At 61.5% G+C, this 15,138-nt stretch carries 16 protein-coding genes; 10 read left to right on the top strand and 6 right to left on the bottom strand.

Annotated elements, in window-relative coordinates:
• Positions 1-134: 134 nt before the first annotated feature.
• Complete coding sequence (locus GPL81_RS25420; protein WP_160108949.1) at positions 135-1,412, bottom strand: acetyl-CoA C-acetyltransferase; 1,278 nt, start codon at positions 1,410-1,412, stop codon at positions 135-137.
• A gap of 237 nt (positions 1,413-1,649) precedes the next feature.
• Here GPL81_RS25420 and GPL81_RS25425 point away from each other — a divergent pair, with 237 nt between their 5' ends.
• Together GPL81_RS25425 and GPL81_RS25430 are read left to right on the top strand one after the other, a co-directional pair.
• Positions 1,650-3,002 (top strand): 3-oxoacyl-ACP reductase, encoded by a 1,353-nt coding sequence (locus tag GPL81_RS25425; protein WP_160108950.1) that lies wholly within the window; start codon positions 1,650-1,652, stop codon positions 3,000-3,002.
• 2 nt (positions 3,003-3,004) lie between these two features.
• Positions 3,005-3,859: a MaoC family dehydratase gene (locus GPL81_RS25430; protein WP_160108951.1), complete on the top strand. Its 855-nt coding sequence runs from the start codon at positions 3,005-3,007 to the stop codon at positions 3,857-3,859.
• 157 nt (positions 3,860-4,016) lie between these two features.
• Here GPL81_RS25430 and GPL81_RS25435 read toward each other — a convergent pair whose 3' ends face one another.
• On the bottom strand, positions 4,017-4,430 hold the full coding sequence (locus GPL81_RS25435; protein WP_160108952.1) for a response regulator: 414 nt from the start codon (positions 4,428-4,430) through the stop codon (positions 4,017-4,019).
• Positions 4,431-4,498: 68 nt separating this feature from the next.
• A complete protein-coding gene (locus tag GPL81_RS25440) occupies positions 4,499-4,708 on the bottom strand; it encodes a Flp family type IVb pilin (RefSeq protein ID WP_096513576.1) in 210 nt (69 codons plus the stop codon).
• A gap of 323 nt (positions 4,709-5,031) precedes the next feature.
• Here GPL81_RS25440 and cpaB point away from each other — a divergent pair, with 323 nt between their 5' ends.
• Genes cpaB through GPL81_RS25480 form a run of 8 tightly spaced genes read left to right on the top strand, consistent with a single transcriptional unit; the run spans position 5,032 to position 12,515 of the window.
• Positions 5,032-5,973: a Flp pilus assembly protein CpaB gene (gene cpaB, locus GPL81_RS25445; RefSeq protein WP_160108953.1), complete on the top strand. Its 942-nt coding sequence runs from the start codon at positions 5,032-5,034 to the stop codon at positions 5,971-5,973.
• Positions 5,974-5,995: 22 nt separating this feature from the next.
• The gene (locus GPL81_RS25450; protein WP_160108954.1) at positions 5,996-7,258 is read left to right on the top strand and encodes a type II and III secretion system protein family protein; all 1,263 of its coding nucleotides are present in this window, start codon (positions 5,996-5,998) and stop codon (positions 7,256-7,258) included.
• Positions 7,255-8,445, top strand: coding sequence for a CpaE/TadZ family protein (locus GPL81_RS25455; RefSeq protein WP_160108955.1), 1,191 nt, complete (start codon positions 7,255-7,257; stop codon positions 8,443-8,445). Before GPL81_RS25450 ends, GPL81_RS25455 begins: the two co-directional genes overlap by 4 nt.
• Positions 8,442-9,722, top strand: a complete 1,281-nt coding sequence (locus tag GPL81_RS25460) for a TadA family conjugal transfer-associated ATPase (RefSeq protein WP_160108956.1) — start codon at positions 8,442-8,444, stop codon at positions 9,720-9,722. Before GPL81_RS25455 ends, GPL81_RS25460 begins: the two co-directional genes overlap by 4 nt.
• 9 nt (positions 9,723-9,731) lie before the next feature.
• Positions 9,732-10,616 carry a type II secretion system F family protein gene (locus tag GPL81_RS25465; protein WP_160108957.1) on the top strand — a complete coding sequence of 295 codons (885 nt, stop codon included), beginning with the start codon at positions 9,732-9,734 and terminating at the stop codon, positions 10,614-10,616.
• On the top strand, positions 10,613-11,503 hold the full coding sequence (locus GPL81_RS25470) for a type II secretion system F family protein (protein ID WP_160108958.1): 891 nt from the start codon (positions 10,613-10,615) through the stop codon (positions 11,501-11,503). Before GPL81_RS25465 ends, GPL81_RS25470 begins: the two co-directional genes overlap by 4 nt.
• A gap of 10 nt (positions 11,504-11,513) precedes the next feature.
• A complete protein-coding gene (locus GPL81_RS25475) occupies positions 11,514-12,227 on the top strand; it encodes a tetratricopeptide repeat protein (RefSeq protein ID WP_160108959.1) in 714 nt (237 codons plus the stop codon).
• A gap of 12 nt (positions 12,228-12,239) precedes the next feature.
• Positions 12,240-12,515, top strand: a complete 276-nt coding sequence (locus tag GPL81_RS25480) for a DUF3613 domain-containing protein (RefSeq protein ID WP_160108960.1) — start codon at positions 12,240-12,242, stop codon at positions 12,513-12,515.
• A 171-nt stretch (positions 12,516-12,686) separates the two neighbouring features.
• Here the strand turns inward: GPL81_RS25480 and GPL81_RS25485 are convergent, their stop codons facing one another.
• The 3 genes from GPL81_RS25485 to GPL81_RS25495 form a co-directional block, all read right to left on the bottom strand.
• A complete protein-coding gene (locus GPL81_RS25485; protein ID WP_160108961.1) occupies positions 12,687-12,959 on the bottom strand; it encodes a DUF6124 family protein in 273 nt (90 codons plus the stop codon).
• 794 nt (positions 12,960-13,753) lie between these two features.
• On the bottom strand, positions 13,754-14,545 hold the full coding sequence (locus GPL81_RS25490; RefSeq protein ID WP_160108962.1) for a response regulator transcription factor: 792 nt from the start codon (positions 14,543-14,545) through the stop codon (positions 13,754-13,756).
• Positions 14,546-14,646: 101 nt separating this feature from the next.
• Entirely contained in the window at positions 14,647-15,117 is a 471-nt protein-coding gene (locus GPL81_RS25495; RefSeq protein WP_160108963.1) for an A24 family peptidase, read from the bottom strand.
• Positions 15,118-15,138: the final 21 nt, after the last annotated feature.

A 15,138-nucleotide genomic window follows, 5' to 3' on the forward strand; every position in this document is an offset into this window, starting at 1 on the left:
AAGCCATGTCACAAATCTATTCAACACCGACAATCCCTGTAGGAGCTGGCTTGCCAGCGAAGAGGACAACACATTCGATATCTCTATTGGCTGACACTCCGCTATCGCTGGCAAGCCAGCTCCCACAGGCTTATCTAACGTTCGATGATGGCGGTCACCCCCTGGCCACCCGCCGCGCAAATCGAAACCAGCCCCCGCCCTTTCCCCGCCGCATCCAGCAACTTCGCCAGGTTGGCAACAATACGCCCACCCGTGGCGGCAAACGGATGCCCCGCCGCCAGCGAGCTGCCTTTGACGTTGAGCCGACTGCGATCGATCGAGCCCAGCGGCGCATCGAGCCCGAGGCGGGTTTTGCAGTAGTCCGCATCCTCCCAGGCCTTTAACGTACACAGCACTTGCGCGGCGAAGGCTTCGTGGATTTCGTAGTAATCGAAGTCCTGCAGGGTCAGGCCATTGCGGGCCAACAGACGCGGCACCGCATACACCGGTGCCATCAACAAACCTTCGGCTCCGTTGACGAAATCCACCGCTGCCGCCTCGCCATCACGCAGGTAAGCGAGAATCGGCAGGCCACGCTCCTTCGCCCACGCTTCACTGCCCAGCAGTACCAGCGACGCGCCATCGGTCAGCGGCGTGGAGTTGCCCGCCGTCAGGGTGCCCTTGGCGCTTTTCTCGTAGGCCGGTTTGAGGGCGGCGAGTTTTTCCAGTGTCGAGTCCGGGCGCAGGTTGTTGTCGCGGGTGAGGCCCAGGTACGGTGTGATCAAATCGTTGTGCCAACCCTCGGCATAGGACGCGGCCAGTTTCTGATGACTCTCCAGGGCCAGTTGATCCTGTGCTTCACGGGAAATGTTCCAGGTCTGCGCCATCAACTCGCAATGCTGCCCCATGGATAAACCGGTGCGTGGCTCGCCGTTGCGCGGGAATTCGGGGATCAGGTGGCGGGGGCGCAATTGCAGGAAGGTTTTCAGTTTGTCGCCGGTACTCTTCGCGCGGTTGGCTTGCAGCAAAATCTTGCGCAACCCTTCGCTGACACTGATCGGCGCATCGGAGGTGGTGTCGACGCCACCGGCAATGCCGCACTCGATCTGGCCCAGGGCAATCTTGTTCGCCACCAGCAGCGCCGCTTCCAGCCCGGTGCCGCAAGCTTGCTGGATGTCATAGGCGGGCGTCGAGGGCGAGAGCCGCGAACCGAGCACGCACTCGCGGGTCAGGTTCATGTCCCGCGACAGCTTGAGCACCGCACCGGCAACCACCTCGCCGATGCGCAGGCCATGCAGGTTGTAACGCTCGATCAGACCTTCGAGCGCGGCGGTGAGCATGGCCTGGTTACTGGCGGTTGCGTACGGTCCATTGGAGCGGGCGAAGGGAATGCGGTTACCGCCGATGATCGCGACACGACGCAGTTGAGTCATGAAAAGCTCCTGATGAATGCCTGAAAGTTGAGCCGATCCCTTGTAGGAGCAAAGCTTGCTCGCGATGACGGTGGGTCAGCTACATTCATGTCAACTGACATACCACCATCGCGAGCAAGCTTTGCTCCTACAGGGATTGCGTTGCCATAACCTGAGCGTAGGCCTTATCTCGTGGATCGAACGACCGATCGCCATTGATGGTCCACACTTTGTATCCCAGCTACCGGAGCGCGTTCCATGTCTGACCGCTATATCGACTTCGCCAATTCGTCCATCGGCCATCGTCTGGTCGGGGCCATCGGACTGCCTTCGCCGGTGCGCCTGGAACGCTGGCAGGCCGGCCGCCTGCGTCCCGTCGAGGGTGCATTGCTGATAGGTGGCGGGCCGTTGGCGGAGAACGTCAGCGCGTTCGCCAACCGGCTGACCGACGCGATTTACAGCTACGGCACCGACCCTTCAATGGCCACGGCCTGGATCCCCGGCCACGGCCCGAAACTCAAAGCGGTGGTGTTCGACGCCAGCGACCTGGTGCAGACCGACCAGCTCAAACAACTGCGCGAGTTCTTCCAGCCACTGATGAAGAACCTCGATCATTGCGCGCACCTGGTGATTCTGGGGCGTGACCCGCAGACCTTGAGCGATCCCTTCGCGGCCAGTACCCAGCGTGCCCTGGAAGGTTTCAGTCGCTCGCTGGCCAAGGAACTGCGCAGCGGCGGCACCCTGCAACTGATCCTCGTTGGCGAAGGTGCCGAAGACCAACTCGAAGGCCCGCTGCGGTTTTTTCTCTCACCCAAAAGCGCGTTCGTCTCCGGGCAAGTGGTCCGCCTGAACGCCTGCGCCACTCAGGTGACGGACTGGACCCGCCCGTTGGCCGGGCGCAAGGCACTGGTCACCGGTGCCGCACGGGGTATCGGCGCTTCCATCGCCGAAACCCTGGCCCGCGACGGTGCCGAGGTCATCCTGCTGGACGTGCCACCGGCGAAAAGCGATCTCGAAGCCCTGGCCGCGCGCCTCGGCGGGCGCAGCGTCACCCTGGACATCTGCGCTGAAGACGCCGCCACGCAGTTGATCGAACAGTTGCCCGACGGCGTCGATATCGTGGTGCACAACGCCGGTATCACCCGGGATAAAACCCTGGCCAACATGACCCCGGACTTCTGGGACGCGGTGCTCGCGGTCAACCTCAATGCCCCGCAGGTGCTGACCAAGGCCCTGCTCGACAAGGGCACGCTGCATGACAACGGCCGGGTGATTCTGCTGGCCTCGATCAGCGGCATCGCCGGCAATCGCGGACAAACCAATTACGCGGCGAGCAAGGCCGGACTGATCGGCCTGGCACAAAGCTGGGCGCCGTTGTTGCAGGCACGGGGCATCAGCATCAACGCGGTGGCCCCCGGTTTTATCGAAACCCAGATGACCGCACGTGTTCCGTTCGGTCTGCGCGAGGCCGGGCGGCGCATGAGTTCCCTGGGCCAGGGTGGCCTGCCGCAGGATGTGGCCGAAGCGGTGGCGTGGCTTGCACAACCGGGCACCGGCGCCTTCACCGGGCAGGCGCTGCGCGTCTGCGGGCAAAGTGTTCTGGGGGCCTGAGCATGACGACTGACTGGCACATGCTCACACGCGAACCCGGCCTGCCGGCGTTGTACGCAAAAGCCGCGACGCGGCGCAAGATCACCGGCACCACCCTGCCCGATTCGGGGCTGCGCTGCTGGGTCGATGTCGAACCGCAGCGGCTGGCGGCCTATCGCAAAGTCTGCGGTTTCGACGACAACAGCCTGCTGCCACCGACCTACCCCCACATCCTCGCCTTCGCCTTGCAGATGCAGCTGCTCACCGCCCACGAGTTTCCCTTCCCGTTGCTGGGGTTGATTCACCTGGGCAATCGCATTCGTGTGTTACGCCCCATGGGCGGGCTCCATCGGGCGCGGGTCGGCGTGAAAGTGCAGAACCTGCAACCCCATGCCAAGGGCGCAACGTTCGATCTGGTGACGACCCTGGATGATCAGTTGGGGACGCTATGGGAAGCCGAAAGCCAGATGCTCTGTCGCGGCGTCAAGCTGGAGGGCGAGCCTGTCGAAGAAGCGCTGGCCTCGACGCTGGCACTGACCCAGATCGCCCAGTGGAAAGCACCGGCGGACATCGGCCGGCAGTACGCCAGGGTCTCTGGCGACTACAACCCGATTCACCTCAGTGCGGCCAGTGCCAGACTGTTCGGATTTCCTTGTGCCATCGCCCACGGACTGTGGAACAAGGCGCGCACGCTCGCCGCGCTGGCGGATCATTTGCCGGCGGCGAACATCGAGATCACGGTGCAGTTCAAGAAACCGGTGCGCCTGCCCAGCCAAGTGGCGTTGCTGGCCAGCGCGGCGGGGTCCAGTGGTGAACTGCAGTTGATCGGCGACGGGGACCTGAAACACATGGCGGGACATTGGCAGCCGGTGACCTGAACCTCAACAAAACCCTGTAGGAGCCGGCTTGCCGGCGAAGGCATTCTAATGGTCGGCGCAAGGCTCAAGGACGTCTTCGCTGGCAAGCCAGCTCCTACAGGGATTGGGGATATCCACAACATTTTGGTGGGTTGTCCGCCCGTCGTCGCGAGCAGGCTCACCCCTTGACCAGAAAAATCTGCGGCTGCGGAAACAGATTGTTCAGCGTCTCCAGCAACCGCACGTGATAGATCGGTTTGCGAAACAGATCCAGCACCTGCAAGCGCAACATGTCACTGACATCGTCCATGTCCGCGTGCCCGGACATCACGATCACCGGCAAATGCTGGCGCGACGTATGCTCGCGCAGCCGTTTGATCAACGACATGCCGCTCTCCTCGGGCATGCGCAAATCGGTAATCACCAAGGCGATATCCGGATGGCGCGTCAGATGATGCAATGCCAGCTTGACCGAAGTTGCCGTGAAGCAGTTGAACCCTTCCCCCTCCAGCAACTCCGCCAGCTCAAGCAATGCGTCCTCTTCGTCATCGACCAGAAGAAGCTGCTGGCGCGGGGAAGCTGGAGCGATCATGGGCACCACCTGTGTGGGACTGGGCACTGACATTGGAACCATAGCGAAAAATCAGCGAACCACCGCCATCAGGGCGCTGGCACGAGTTGATCCTTGATGATGGTGAAAATGCCCTTCACCGCCGTGGCAATGGGTGACATGAACGTCGCCAGAATCACCGCAGCCATTCCCGCGACGATCGCGTACTCGATACCCGAAGCACCTTCGGTGTCCTTGGCCAGACCTTTGTAAAAAGCGATTTCGGATTTGACCTTCTGAACCAGCTTGGAAAAAGACATGACGTATCTCCTGGAGCACCCGGGTGTTGCACAAGCGCAACATGATTCCCCTATGCCAGCACCAGCATTGTCGGCATTCCCCCGACCAACAACTGTAAATACGCATTAACACGAAAGTATTAACCGTTTCGTTGACGTCAAAAAACCGTGTTATTTCGCGAATCCCACCTCGCCCGTTAGTTATTTTCGGTCAGCTAATGGCATTTTGCTCTACCTGCGCTACGGTCAAATAGCCAAATGATTTCATGTTCATAGCTGCCTGATTGCGAATATTTCTCGTTGTTTGAACGAGTGCTTGTAGCAGCAGGAAAGGGAGAGCCGTCATGAACAGTCGTGTCACCCTGGGCCTTGCCGGGTTGTTGCTGGTCGGTGCCCTTATCGCCGGTTACTGGGGCCTGATGCTGAGCCGTCAACCCGCCACCGAGCCCATCGTTCAACCTACTGTCACTGCACCTGCCGCACCCGCCCCGGCGCTTGCAACGGTGGAAGACTCCACGCGCCAGCCGGTGGTCGTGCTGGTCAATGACGTGGCGCCGTACACGCCAATCACCGCCGCTGACGTCACCCTGGAAAAACTGCGTACCGCACCGGCCGGTAGCCTGAGCCGACTCGATCAGGCGATTGGTCGTACGCCCTGGCGCGCCCTGGCCGCCGGTACCTGGCTCAATGACGAAAGCTTCGAGGCGGGCAGCAGCCTGGCGCGGATGATCCGTCCCGATGAACGCGCCCTCGCGGTTGCCGTGGACGAAGTGATCAATGCCGGTGGCCAACTGACGCCGGGGGACTATGTCGATGTGCTGCTGTTTCTGCGCATGGACAGCAACAACCTTCAGCCATCAGCGCAGCTTGTGGTGCCGGCTTTGCGGGTTCTCGGGGTGGGTGAACAATTGGGCTTGACCAACGATGGCCAGCCCTCGAGCCCGGCCCACACCATCGAAGAAAAACTCAGGCAGGAGCAATTGCGCGCCAGCGCCCGCAGCGTTCTGCTCGCGGTGCCCGAGCAACTGGTGAGTCGCCTCATGCTCGCGACCCAGGCTGGCGTCTTGCGCCTGGCGGTACGCAGTGCCGATGAAAAACGCCTGTCGCGTTATTGGGCGGGTGAAAGCGGTTCTGCGGCCAGTCTCGACAATGCCAACCGCCAGTTGCTGCAGTTCAGCCAACTGGCCATGACTGCGCCACCCAAACCCGTCAGTGCCGTGGCAGCACCGCGCAAGCGGGGTGTGGAAATCATCCGTGGCAACGAACTCACTCAACAAACCCCCTGAATCATGCAAGGACGCTTCTCCCATGCACAGACGTTTTATGCCGCTGTTCAACGGCTTGATCTGCGCCACCTTGCTGTGCGGTATGCCAGTCAATTCAGTATCGGCGGCGACCGGAAACTGCGCCGCGCTCGGCCCGTTGCCCGCGGCGCTGGAAGTCGGCGAAGGCCTGCAACAGGAACTGCAAACGCCGGTGGCGATCACCCGCGTGGCGGTGGGCGATCCGAAAATCGCCGATGTGCGGATCAACGGCAACCAGGCCTTGCTGCTCACCGGCATGGCCCCCGGTGCTACCAGCCTGATGGTCTGGACCGCCTGCGCCACGACGCCGCGCCAGAGCATGGTATTCGTTCAGGGGCGAGCGACCGCCGCCATGACCCGCAACGCCAGGTTGCCATCCGATGACCCGTTGCTGCCCTCCCAAGTACAGACCGACATCCGCTTCGTTGAAGTCAGCCGGACCAAACTCAAGGAAGCCAGCACCTCGATTTTCGGCAAGAACTCGAACTTCCTGTTCGGCTCCCCCGGCACGGTGCCCAACACGGCCGTGACACCTCGCGTGTTTCCACTGCGCAACATCGATCCACGCATCGCCGTGCCCAGCATTCCGCTGGCCAACGACATGTACAACATCGTCGCCGGCGGCGGCAATTTCCTGGCCATCATCAATGCCATGGAGAGCAGCGGCTTCGCCTATACCCTGGCTCGCCCCAGCCTGGTCGCGCTCAGCGGACAGAGCGCCAGCTTCCTCGCCGGCGGTGAAATCCCGATCCCGGTGCCCAGCGCCAACAGCAACAGCTACTCCATCGAATACAAGGAATTCGGCATCCGCCTGACCCTGACACCGACCGTGATCAGCAATGACCAGATCACCCTCAAGGTGGCGCCGGAGGTCAGCGAACTGGACTTCAACAATGGCGTCACCATCGGCGGCACCAACGTTCCGGCATTCACCATTCGCCGCACCGACACCAGCATCTCCCTGGCCGATGGCGAGAGTTTTGTCATCAGCGGTTTGATCAGCACGCAAAACACCTCGCAAGTCAGCAAGTTTCCCGGGCTGGGCGATATCCCGATCCTTGGCGCGTTCTTTCGCAGCTCGTCGATCAACCGCGAAGAACGGGAGCTGTTGATGATCGTCACGCCGCACCTGGTGCAGCCATTAGCGGCCAACGCGCAACTGCCGTCGTTGCCCGGTGAAAAACTGCGTAACTACGACCCGAACTGGTATCGCCTGTACTTCCTCGAAAACGGCGACTTCGACAAACGCAGCGGGTTATCGCAATGAGTCAGAACCTGAGCCAGACCTTCCTCGCGATCACGCGCAACAGCACCGACCTCGAGTGGCTGCAAGGCGCCCTTGCCCCTTTGGGCCAGGTGGTCAGTGCCGGCGGCGGCAGCCTCGACGAATTGCTGGCGTTGGTGGACGTGACCTTCGCCAGCCTGGTGTTCGTCGGCCTCGACCGTGAACACGTCGTCACCCAAAGCGCGTTGATCGAAGGTGCGCTGGAAGCCAAACCGATGCTGGCCATCGTCGCGTTGGGCGACGGCATGGACAACCAGCTTGTACTCAACGCAATGCGTGCCGGCGCCCGGGATTTCGTGGCCTATGGTTCACGCTCCAGTGAAGTGGCCGGCCTGGTGCGGCGCTTGGGCAAACGCCTGCCGCCAGTGGCACCGAACACGCATCTGGGTGGCCTGACCGTGCTCTATGGCGTGCAGAGCAATGCCGACGGTGCACTGCTGGCCACTCACATGGCGCAAGTGGTGCAAAACAGCGGTCAGCACACGCTGCTGCTTGATCTCGGATTGCCGCGCGGTGACAGCCTGGCCTTGCTCGGCCTTGAGAGTTCGTTTCATTTCGGCGATGCGTTGCGGCACGTGCGACGCCTCGACGCGACACTGATCGACAGCGCCTTCACCAGTTGTGACATGGGGCTGCGTATCCTGGCCTATGCCAGCAGCGACGAACCGCTGGAGCACACCAGCGCCGCCGAGTTGTACATGCTGCTCAGTGCCTTGCGCCAACACTTCCAGCACATCGTGGTGAACCTCACCGGCCAGCCGGACAGCGAAGCCTTGCGCACGTTCGTCAGCCATTGCGACAAACTGCTGTGGTACACCGATCAGAACGTGCTCGACTGCCGGCGCAACCTGGCGGTGCTCAACCTGTGGCGCGAAAAAGGCTTGAAGCTCGATCACGCCAGGCTGCTGGTGGACCGTTACCTGCGCAGCGTCGCACCGGACTCCGACACCCTGGGCAAGAGCTTCGGCATGGAGGTCATCGCCACGCTCACCTACAGCCCGGAAGTACGACTCAACGCCAAGAACCAGGGCGTGACCCTGTTTGAGCTGGCTCCGCGCGAAGGCCTTACCCAAAGCCTGCGGGCCCTGGGCGAACGCCTGGCCAAACGCTCCGAAGGCCTGGCCAAACCCAGGATTGGCTGGTTCAACCGATTGAGGGGCGCGCAATGAGCGGCGAAAAACTGTTCGGCGCCCCCCAGCGCGCCGCGATCGGCAACACCGACCACGAAGGCCTGAAACTGGTGCTGCACCGCTACATCATCGACGCCATCGAAGAGTCCGGCAAAAACCTGCTGGAAGGTTCGCGGCAAGTGCTGTCGCAGTTCGTCATCGACAAGGTGGCCGAATACATCGCCCGATTGCACTTGGCGATATCCCGTTATGAAATGGAGCGCCTGGCCGAGGAGATCGTCGATGAGCTCACCGGCTTCGGCCCCTTGGAAGTGCTGCTGCGCGACACCGCGGTGACTGAAATCCTGGTCAACGGCCCGCACCGGGTCTTTGTCGAGCGCGATGGTGTCCTGCATCAAAGCGACTTGCGTTTCATCGACGCCCACCACGTCGAGCGCGTCATGCAGCGCATTCTCGCGCCCCTGGGTCGTCGCCTCGATGAGTCATCGCCGATGGTCGATGCGCGCCTGCCGGACGGCAGCCGGGTCAATGCGATCATTCCACCGATCGCCCTCGACGGCCCGTGCCTGTCGATTCGAAAATTTCGCCAGGACATGCTCAAAAGCAGCGACCTGATCGCGATGCAAACCATCGATCAGGCGGTCTTCGAGTTCATCCAACAAGCTGTGGGCAGCCGTTGCAACATCCTGATCAGTGGCGGCACCGGCACCGGCAAAACCACGTTGCTCAATATCCTCAGTCAGTTGATCAACCCTCACGAACGCCTGGTGACCATCGAAGATGTCGCCGAATTGCAACTGGGCCACCCCCATGTCGTGCGCCTGGAAACCCGCCCGCCGAATGCCGAAGGCCATGGTGAAGTGAAGGCCAGCGACCTGATTCGCAACGCCCTGCGGATGCGCCCGGACCGGATCATTCTTGGCGAGATCCGGGGTGTCGAAGTGGTCGATGTGCTCACCGCCATGAACACCGGTCACGACGGTTCCATGAGCACCGTACACGCCAACAACGCCCAGGATGCATTGCTGCGCCTGGAAACCCTGGTCGGCCTGACGGGCCGCACCATCGCCGACCGCACCTTGCGGCAGATGATCTGTGCAGCGCTGGACGTGGTCATCCAGTTGACGCGCATGCCCGACGGCCGCCGCTGCGTCAGTGAAGTGGTGGAGGTCATTGGCGTGCGCGATGACGTGTACGTCACCAACACCCTGTTCCGGCTCGACCGCCGTACCGGCTTCGGTTTCATGCGCGAGGCGGTCAACCCCGCCGGCGACAAACTGCGCCGCGAGTCGGCGCTCTCCCCATCGGCGTATTGAGGCCACCGCATGCTCAAACCGCTGCTGCTCATCCTCGTTTGCCTGGCCCTATTGGGGGTATCGGTGCGGCTGTTCTACAACGGGCTGCGCCAGAGCGGCACCGAGCGGATTCTGGGCCGCCTGAACCAGGGGCAGCCGCAACGGGTGGTGCAGAAAACTTCGTGGACAAGATTTGATCGCGCCTTCCTGCGGGCCGGTCTCGGACGGCCCACTGAACGGCTGGGCGCATGGCTGGCATTCTGGTCCCTGGCAGTGCTGATGGGGCTGGGCGTGGGTGGCTGGTTCGGCGCGCTGCTGTTGCTGTTGATACCACCGCTGGTGATGCGCCTGTATGTCGGCTGGCGTTATCAGCGCCGGCTCACGCGCATGATTGAACAACTGCCGTCCCTGCTCGATCACGCCGTGCGCAGCCTGAAGGCCGGGCGGACACTGGCCGATGCCGTACTGGGCGCCATCGACGCAGTCGAGGACCCGTTGAAAAATGCCATGGGCCGGGTTCAACGCAATGTGCAGTTGGGTGTCAGTCTGGCAGACGCCGTCTCTGACTTCGCCGAGCTGTATGAAAAAGATGAACTGCGCTTGTTCGCACTCGGGCTGAAGGTCAACCACCGCTACGGCGGCAATGCCAGTGAGGTGCTGGAAAACCTGATCAAAGTGATCCGCGAACGCGAGCAAGCTGCTCGTCAATTGAAAGCCATGACGGGGGAAACCCGGGTCACGGCGGTGGTCCTGGCACTGTTGCCGGTGACACTCGCCGGGTACTTCCTGATCTCCAATCCGACCTACCTGCTCGCCATGTGGGACACCCACTCCGGCCAGACGATGCTGGCGACCGCCTTCGGTTTGCAGGCGGTGGGATGCCTGGCGCTGTGGCGCATGCTGCGCAGCCTATGAAGATGCCATTGCTGATCAGCGCCCTGCTGTTTCTCGGCGCCGCACTCTTGCTCCTCGTCAGTTTGCTGGAACAGCGTCGGCAAGCCCGCCAGATCGTCCAGCGCCTGGACGGCAAAATCTCTGGCGACCATCGTCTCAGCCGGTGGCTGCAGGCGTTGGGCGCCAGCCGCATCGGGCAGCAGACGGTCAACCTCGACAATGAAACCCAGGCCCTGCTCAATCGCCTGGGCTGGCGCAGTGCACGGCAACGCACGCTGTTCGCCGCGTTTCAGGTGGGCATACCGGTGCTGGCCCTGGCCTTGAGCCTGCTGATTCAGGGCCTGTTTTACCCGGTGGTGGAAAATCACTGGATCGCCCCGGCATTCGCCACCGGCATCGGCTACCTGTTGCCCAAGCGTCTGCTGGCCGCCGCCGCACAACGTCGACAAAGACAACTGGCCAGCGAAACCTCAACGTTCATTGCGTTACTGCGCATCCTGTTCGAATCGGGCATGGCCGTGGAGCAATCGCTGCGGGTCTTGAGCATCGAAGGCAAACAACTGCTGCCCAACTTGACCCATGAACTGCGCCTGGTACTGGCCCGGGTCGATTCCGGCCTGGAGCTGGGCGAAGAACTGAACAAGACCACCCGTTTGCTGGGCGTAGACGAATTCACCGACACCTGCGTGATCCTGCACCAGTTGATCCATCAGGGTGGCGGCGCATTGAAATCCCTGCTGTCGCTCAAGCAATTGCTCGACGACCGGCGCCTCACACGCCTGCAGGAATACATCTCCAAAATGTCCGCCAAAATGTCCGTCGTGATGATGCTGTTCCTCTTCCCGGCGTTGATGATCGTACTGGCCGGCCCGGGCTTCACGGCCCTGGCCCGGGCCTTTGCTTCCTAGAGGGAACCTGATGAAAGCATTGATTGCCGGTTTGAGCCTGTTGTTGCTGGGCGGTTGTGCGAGCACCGGCCAGACGCCCTGGGAAACCCTGACCCATACCGCCAGTTGTGGCAAATTGAATTCCGATGAACAACTGGCCATGAACCTCGCCGATGACATGGCCAGGGACGGCAAACTGCACGCCAGCCTGGCCAACCTGCAAAACCTGCCGGACAACCTGGCCGACGTGCGTCTGCGCAAGGCCAAGGTCTATCGACTGCTGGGCCGCAGCGAAGCCGAGCCGCTGTACCGCAGCCTGCTGGGCAGCTGCATGGCCGCCGAAGCCGAACATGGCCTCGGACAACTCGCCGCCGCCAAGGGCGACAACGGCCAGGCACAGGCCCATCTGCTACGGGCCGCGCGCCTGGCGCCCACCGATGAAAAGATCCGCAACGACCTGGGGGTGGTGTACCTCAACCAACTGCGGGTCGAAGACGCCCGGTTCGAGTTCCTCACCGCCATAGAACTCAAGCAAAGCGATCAATTGGCCGCGGTGAATCTGGTGACCCTGCTGATCTACCAGGACGACTGGAGCCGCGCCGCCGAACTGGTCAGCCGCTTCGGCCTGAGCCCCGCGCAGGTCACCGAAGCCCAGGCCCGCGCCGAGAAACTCAAGACCCCGGTCAAACCGGGCCCGAGCATGGCGGCCCAAGTCGCCGCCGTCACCCCGTCGGCGCTTCAATAAGGAGAACACAGGATGAAACCGACCACCCTCTACTGCCTCGGCCTGCTGGCCCTGCCCTTCACCAGCCACGCCATCGACGCCGGCCCGGCCTCACTTCAACAGCAGGAAACCGAAGGCTGGCTGCAACTGCAATCACGCAACACCGTCGCCTCCCCAAAACCCCAGACCGCCAGCGCGACTGAGCGTGAACTGGCCATGCAACGCTGGTTGAAGAGCTATCAGCATGAGATCCCGCCGTTCTTTGATCAGTATGAGGGGGGGAAGGTGGATACCGGGTCGGGGGGATAACGCTGAACCTGCTGCACCTGATCAACCTGTGGCGAGGGGAATTATCCCCGTTCGGGTGCGCAGCGCCCGCAAAACCGGTTTAAGCGGTGTGTCAGAAAAACCCGGTTGCCGGTTTTGGGGCTGCTTCGCAACCCAACGGGGATAAATCCCCTCGCCACAAAAGTCCGGTGATTACTCTTGCGGATCGAGATTATCCAGCGCCCGATTCACCGCCAACTCACCCAGCATGATCACCTGCGCGATCCCCAACAGGGTGCTGCGTTGCGACCCCTCCAGAAACGTCGCGAAATCGCTGGCCATGACACTTGCCGAAGCAAGGGATTCGCAGGCGTGGGCCAGCAGGGTCTCGGTATCGATATCGGGGGCGATGACGAACATCGTGCTGGGGTTGCGCACGACAGGAACGTTGTCGGTTTCGGGGGGATTTGGGGTTGGTTTGATCATGGTGAAGCTCCAAGTATGAAATGGAGCTGCCACTGTTCGCCGCGACAGCGATCAAGGGTGGCAGCTGTACGCGGGGTCGCGGACCGAGCTACTTGGAAACCCGGCATACCCGAAGGTATCCCGCGCACAGCCACCATTACTCCAAACAACAAGCACCTAAGCGCCCTGATTGGAAGGGGTGGATTATGCACCAAGTAGACTGAACAGGCCGCGACGCCCGGACACTGATTTTTCAGTGACGGACAAAGGCTAGGGATCAGGCTTCCGACCGACAACCTGAAAAACGTGTGGGAAGGTTCTGGGGTTTTTATCGGCGGTTAAACATCTTCGCCTGTGCCGCCGTCTTCGCTGGCAAGCCAGCTCCTACAAAAGCAGTTTGATGTACACCCGTTCCTCACCACTCATCAGGCCGAGCGTTAGCTCGCCTGCAAGCTTTTGATCTTGATTCACCCGCCCCTTCGGGAGGCTGAGTGGAGGTGTTCATCCGGGGAGTGGCGCGCAGCGCCGTTCGACGCAGTCGAACACGCTGCATGTAGGTGCAGCGAAGCCAACCGGAGGGCAGTGTCCCCGGATGGATACCGGAGCGAAGGAACCCCGAGCCTTGGCGAGGGGCCGGACGCCGGGGCGAGACTTTTTGGTTCCTTTTGTGTCGTTTGACAAAAGGGACTCGCCGTAAGGGCGAAACCATAAGCAGCCGTTACCGCAGCAATGGATATGTACTCGGTCAGCAAGAGACAGGTCGGCTGTAAGGCCGCCTTCGCCGGCAAGCCGGCTCCTACAGAAGCCAAGGCGAGTCAGTGCGCCGTGACTCTCTGCCGCAACCCGGAACTGCTGGGCGTAAGCGCCAACGCCAACTGCGTCCGATTATGCATATGCGTCAACCGCAACACCTGCGACACATACAACTTCACCGTGTTCTCGGTAATCCCCAACTCACAGGCAATCTGATAGTTGGTCTGCCCCTTGCCCACCAACCGCGCCACCTCCAGCTGCCGCGGCGACAGCTGATTGAAAATCGCCGGGATCTCCATCCCATCCATATCGCGGGTATCGCCGTCATCCGATTCCGTCGACGCCGATGAATTCGGCGAGCGCCGAACCTTGTCCAGGTCTTGATACAGGTCATCGATCGACTCGGACAGGTATTGCAACTTTTGGTGCAAATGCCCCAGTTGCAACGCCTTGTGCCGCTCGTGCAAGGCCACTTCCTGGCGTTGCAGACCTTCGAGCAACTCATTCAGATCAATCGGTTTCTGGTAGTAATCGGCAACCCCGGCGCGCAGTGCCTTGATCACATCCTGCTTGTCCGCGCGACCGGTGAGCATGATCGCTTCGAACGCCCGGTGTTTTCCGGACAGGCGTTGCAGTTCCTGGACCAGTTGAATCCCGTCCAGGCCGGGCATGTGCAAATCGCAGAGCACCAGGCCGATGTCGGTGTCTTCGTTGAAGCGTTCGATGGCCTGATGGCCGGAGTCGCAGGGGACACAACGGTAGCCGTTGCGCTCAAGAAATTCGCAGAGTTCTTCAACGATCAATGGCTGGTCATCGACCACAAGGACTTTTACTGCCGAGGTACGCTTGTTCACGTGCAACTCCCTGCCTGGTCAAAAACTGACCGTTCCCATACTCACAGCCATAAGCTGTACAACTCACTAAGAAAGTAGTCGCAGTTCCCGACTCTGTACACCTAGCCGAGCCAGGCAAATGTCAGCAACAACCCCACCAGCAGGAAGGGCGCAAAGGGTTGTTTTTTTGACATTCCCGGCTCCAGATAACGAACATGTTGTCTAAGCCCTTGACCGATATGAAGCCAGACGCTTGGCGCCAGCAACAGCCAACACACACTGGCCAAAGCAGCGCCGATAAACACGCCCAGCACATGCCGACCGTCGGTCGCCAGACCCAGTGCGGTCATGAGTTTCACATCTGCCGCGCCCAGCCTGCCCTTCGCATAACCCGGCAATGTGAAGGCCAGCGCCAGCAGCGCAGCCCAGCCGCCCTGCTCTGCCGTCGCGCCAAGCCACGTGGTGCCACTCCACAGCAACCAGGCCAGGGCCAGCACCCCGGCACCCAGCGTCAGGCCATTGGCGATGTGCCGTTGCCGGGCATCCTGCGCTGCGCAAAGCGTCAGCCAGGTCAGTAGGACAAAACTCTGCATCGGGTAAAAAACGTCCTTTTT

This window comes from Pseudomonas izuensis, from assembly GCF_009861505.1.
Lineage (GTDB): Bacteria > Pseudomonadota > Gammaproteobacteria > Pseudomonadales > Pseudomonadaceae > Aquipseudomonas > Aquipseudomonas izuensis.

Bases quoted from the DNA above. Each gene is read 5' to 3' on its own strand.
- GPL81_RS25420 (WP_160108949.1), bottom strand. From the start codon at position 1,412: ATGACTCAACTGCGTCGTGTCGCGATCATCGGCGGTAACCGCATTCCC.
- GPL81_RS25425 (WP_160108950.1), top strand. From the start codon at position 1,650: ATGTCTGACCGCTATATCGACTTCGCCAATTCGTCCATCGGCCATCGT.
- GPL81_RS25430 (WP_160108951.1), top strand. From the start codon at position 3,005: ATGACGACTGACTGGCACATGCTCACACGCGAACCCGGCCTGCCGGCG.
- GPL81_RS25435 (WP_160108952.1), bottom strand. From the start codon at position 4,430: ATGATCGCTCCAGCTTCCCCGCGCCAGCAGCTTCTTCTGGTCGATGAC.
- GPL81_RS25440 (WP_096513576.1), bottom strand. From the start codon at position 4,708: ATGTCTTTTTCCAAGCTGGTTCAGAAGGTCAAATCCGAAATCGCTTTT.
- cpaB (WP_160108953.1), top strand. From the start codon at position 5,032: ATGAACAGTCGTGTCACCCTGGGCCTTGCCGGGTTGTTGCTGGTCGGT.
- GPL81_RS25450 (WP_160108954.1), top strand. From the start codon at position 5,996: ATGCACAGACGTTTTATGCCGCTGTTCAACGGCTTGATCTGCGCCACC.
- GPL81_RS25455 (WP_160108955.1), top strand. From the start codon at position 7,255: ATGAGTCAGAACCTGAGCCAGACCTTCCTCGCGATCACGCGCAACAGC.
- GPL81_RS25460 (WP_160108956.1), top strand. From the start codon at position 8,442: ATGAGCGGCGAAAAACTGTTCGGCGCCCCCCAGCGCGCCGCGATCGGC.
- GPL81_RS25465 (WP_160108957.1), top strand. From the start codon at position 9,732: ATGCTCAAACCGCTGCTGCTCATCCTCGTTTGCCTGGCCCTATTGGGG.
- GPL81_RS25470 (WP_160108958.1), top strand. From the start codon at position 10,613: ATGAAGATGCCATTGCTGATCAGCGCCCTGCTGTTTCTCGGCGCCGCA.
- GPL81_RS25475 (WP_160108959.1), top strand. From the start codon at position 11,514: ATGAAAGCATTGATTGCCGGTTTGAGCCTGTTGTTGCTGGGCGGTTGT.
- GPL81_RS25480 (WP_160108960.1), top strand. From the start codon at position 12,240: ATGAAACCGACCACCCTCTACTGCCTCGGCCTGCTGGCCCTGCCCTTC.
- GPL81_RS25485 (WP_160108961.1), bottom strand. From the start codon at position 12,959: ATGATCAAACCAACCCCAAATCCCCCCGAAACCGACAACGTTCCTGTC.
- GPL81_RS25495 (WP_160108963.1), bottom strand. From the start codon at position 15,117: ATGCAGAGTTTTGTCCTACTGACCTGGCTGACGCTTTGCGCAGCGCAG.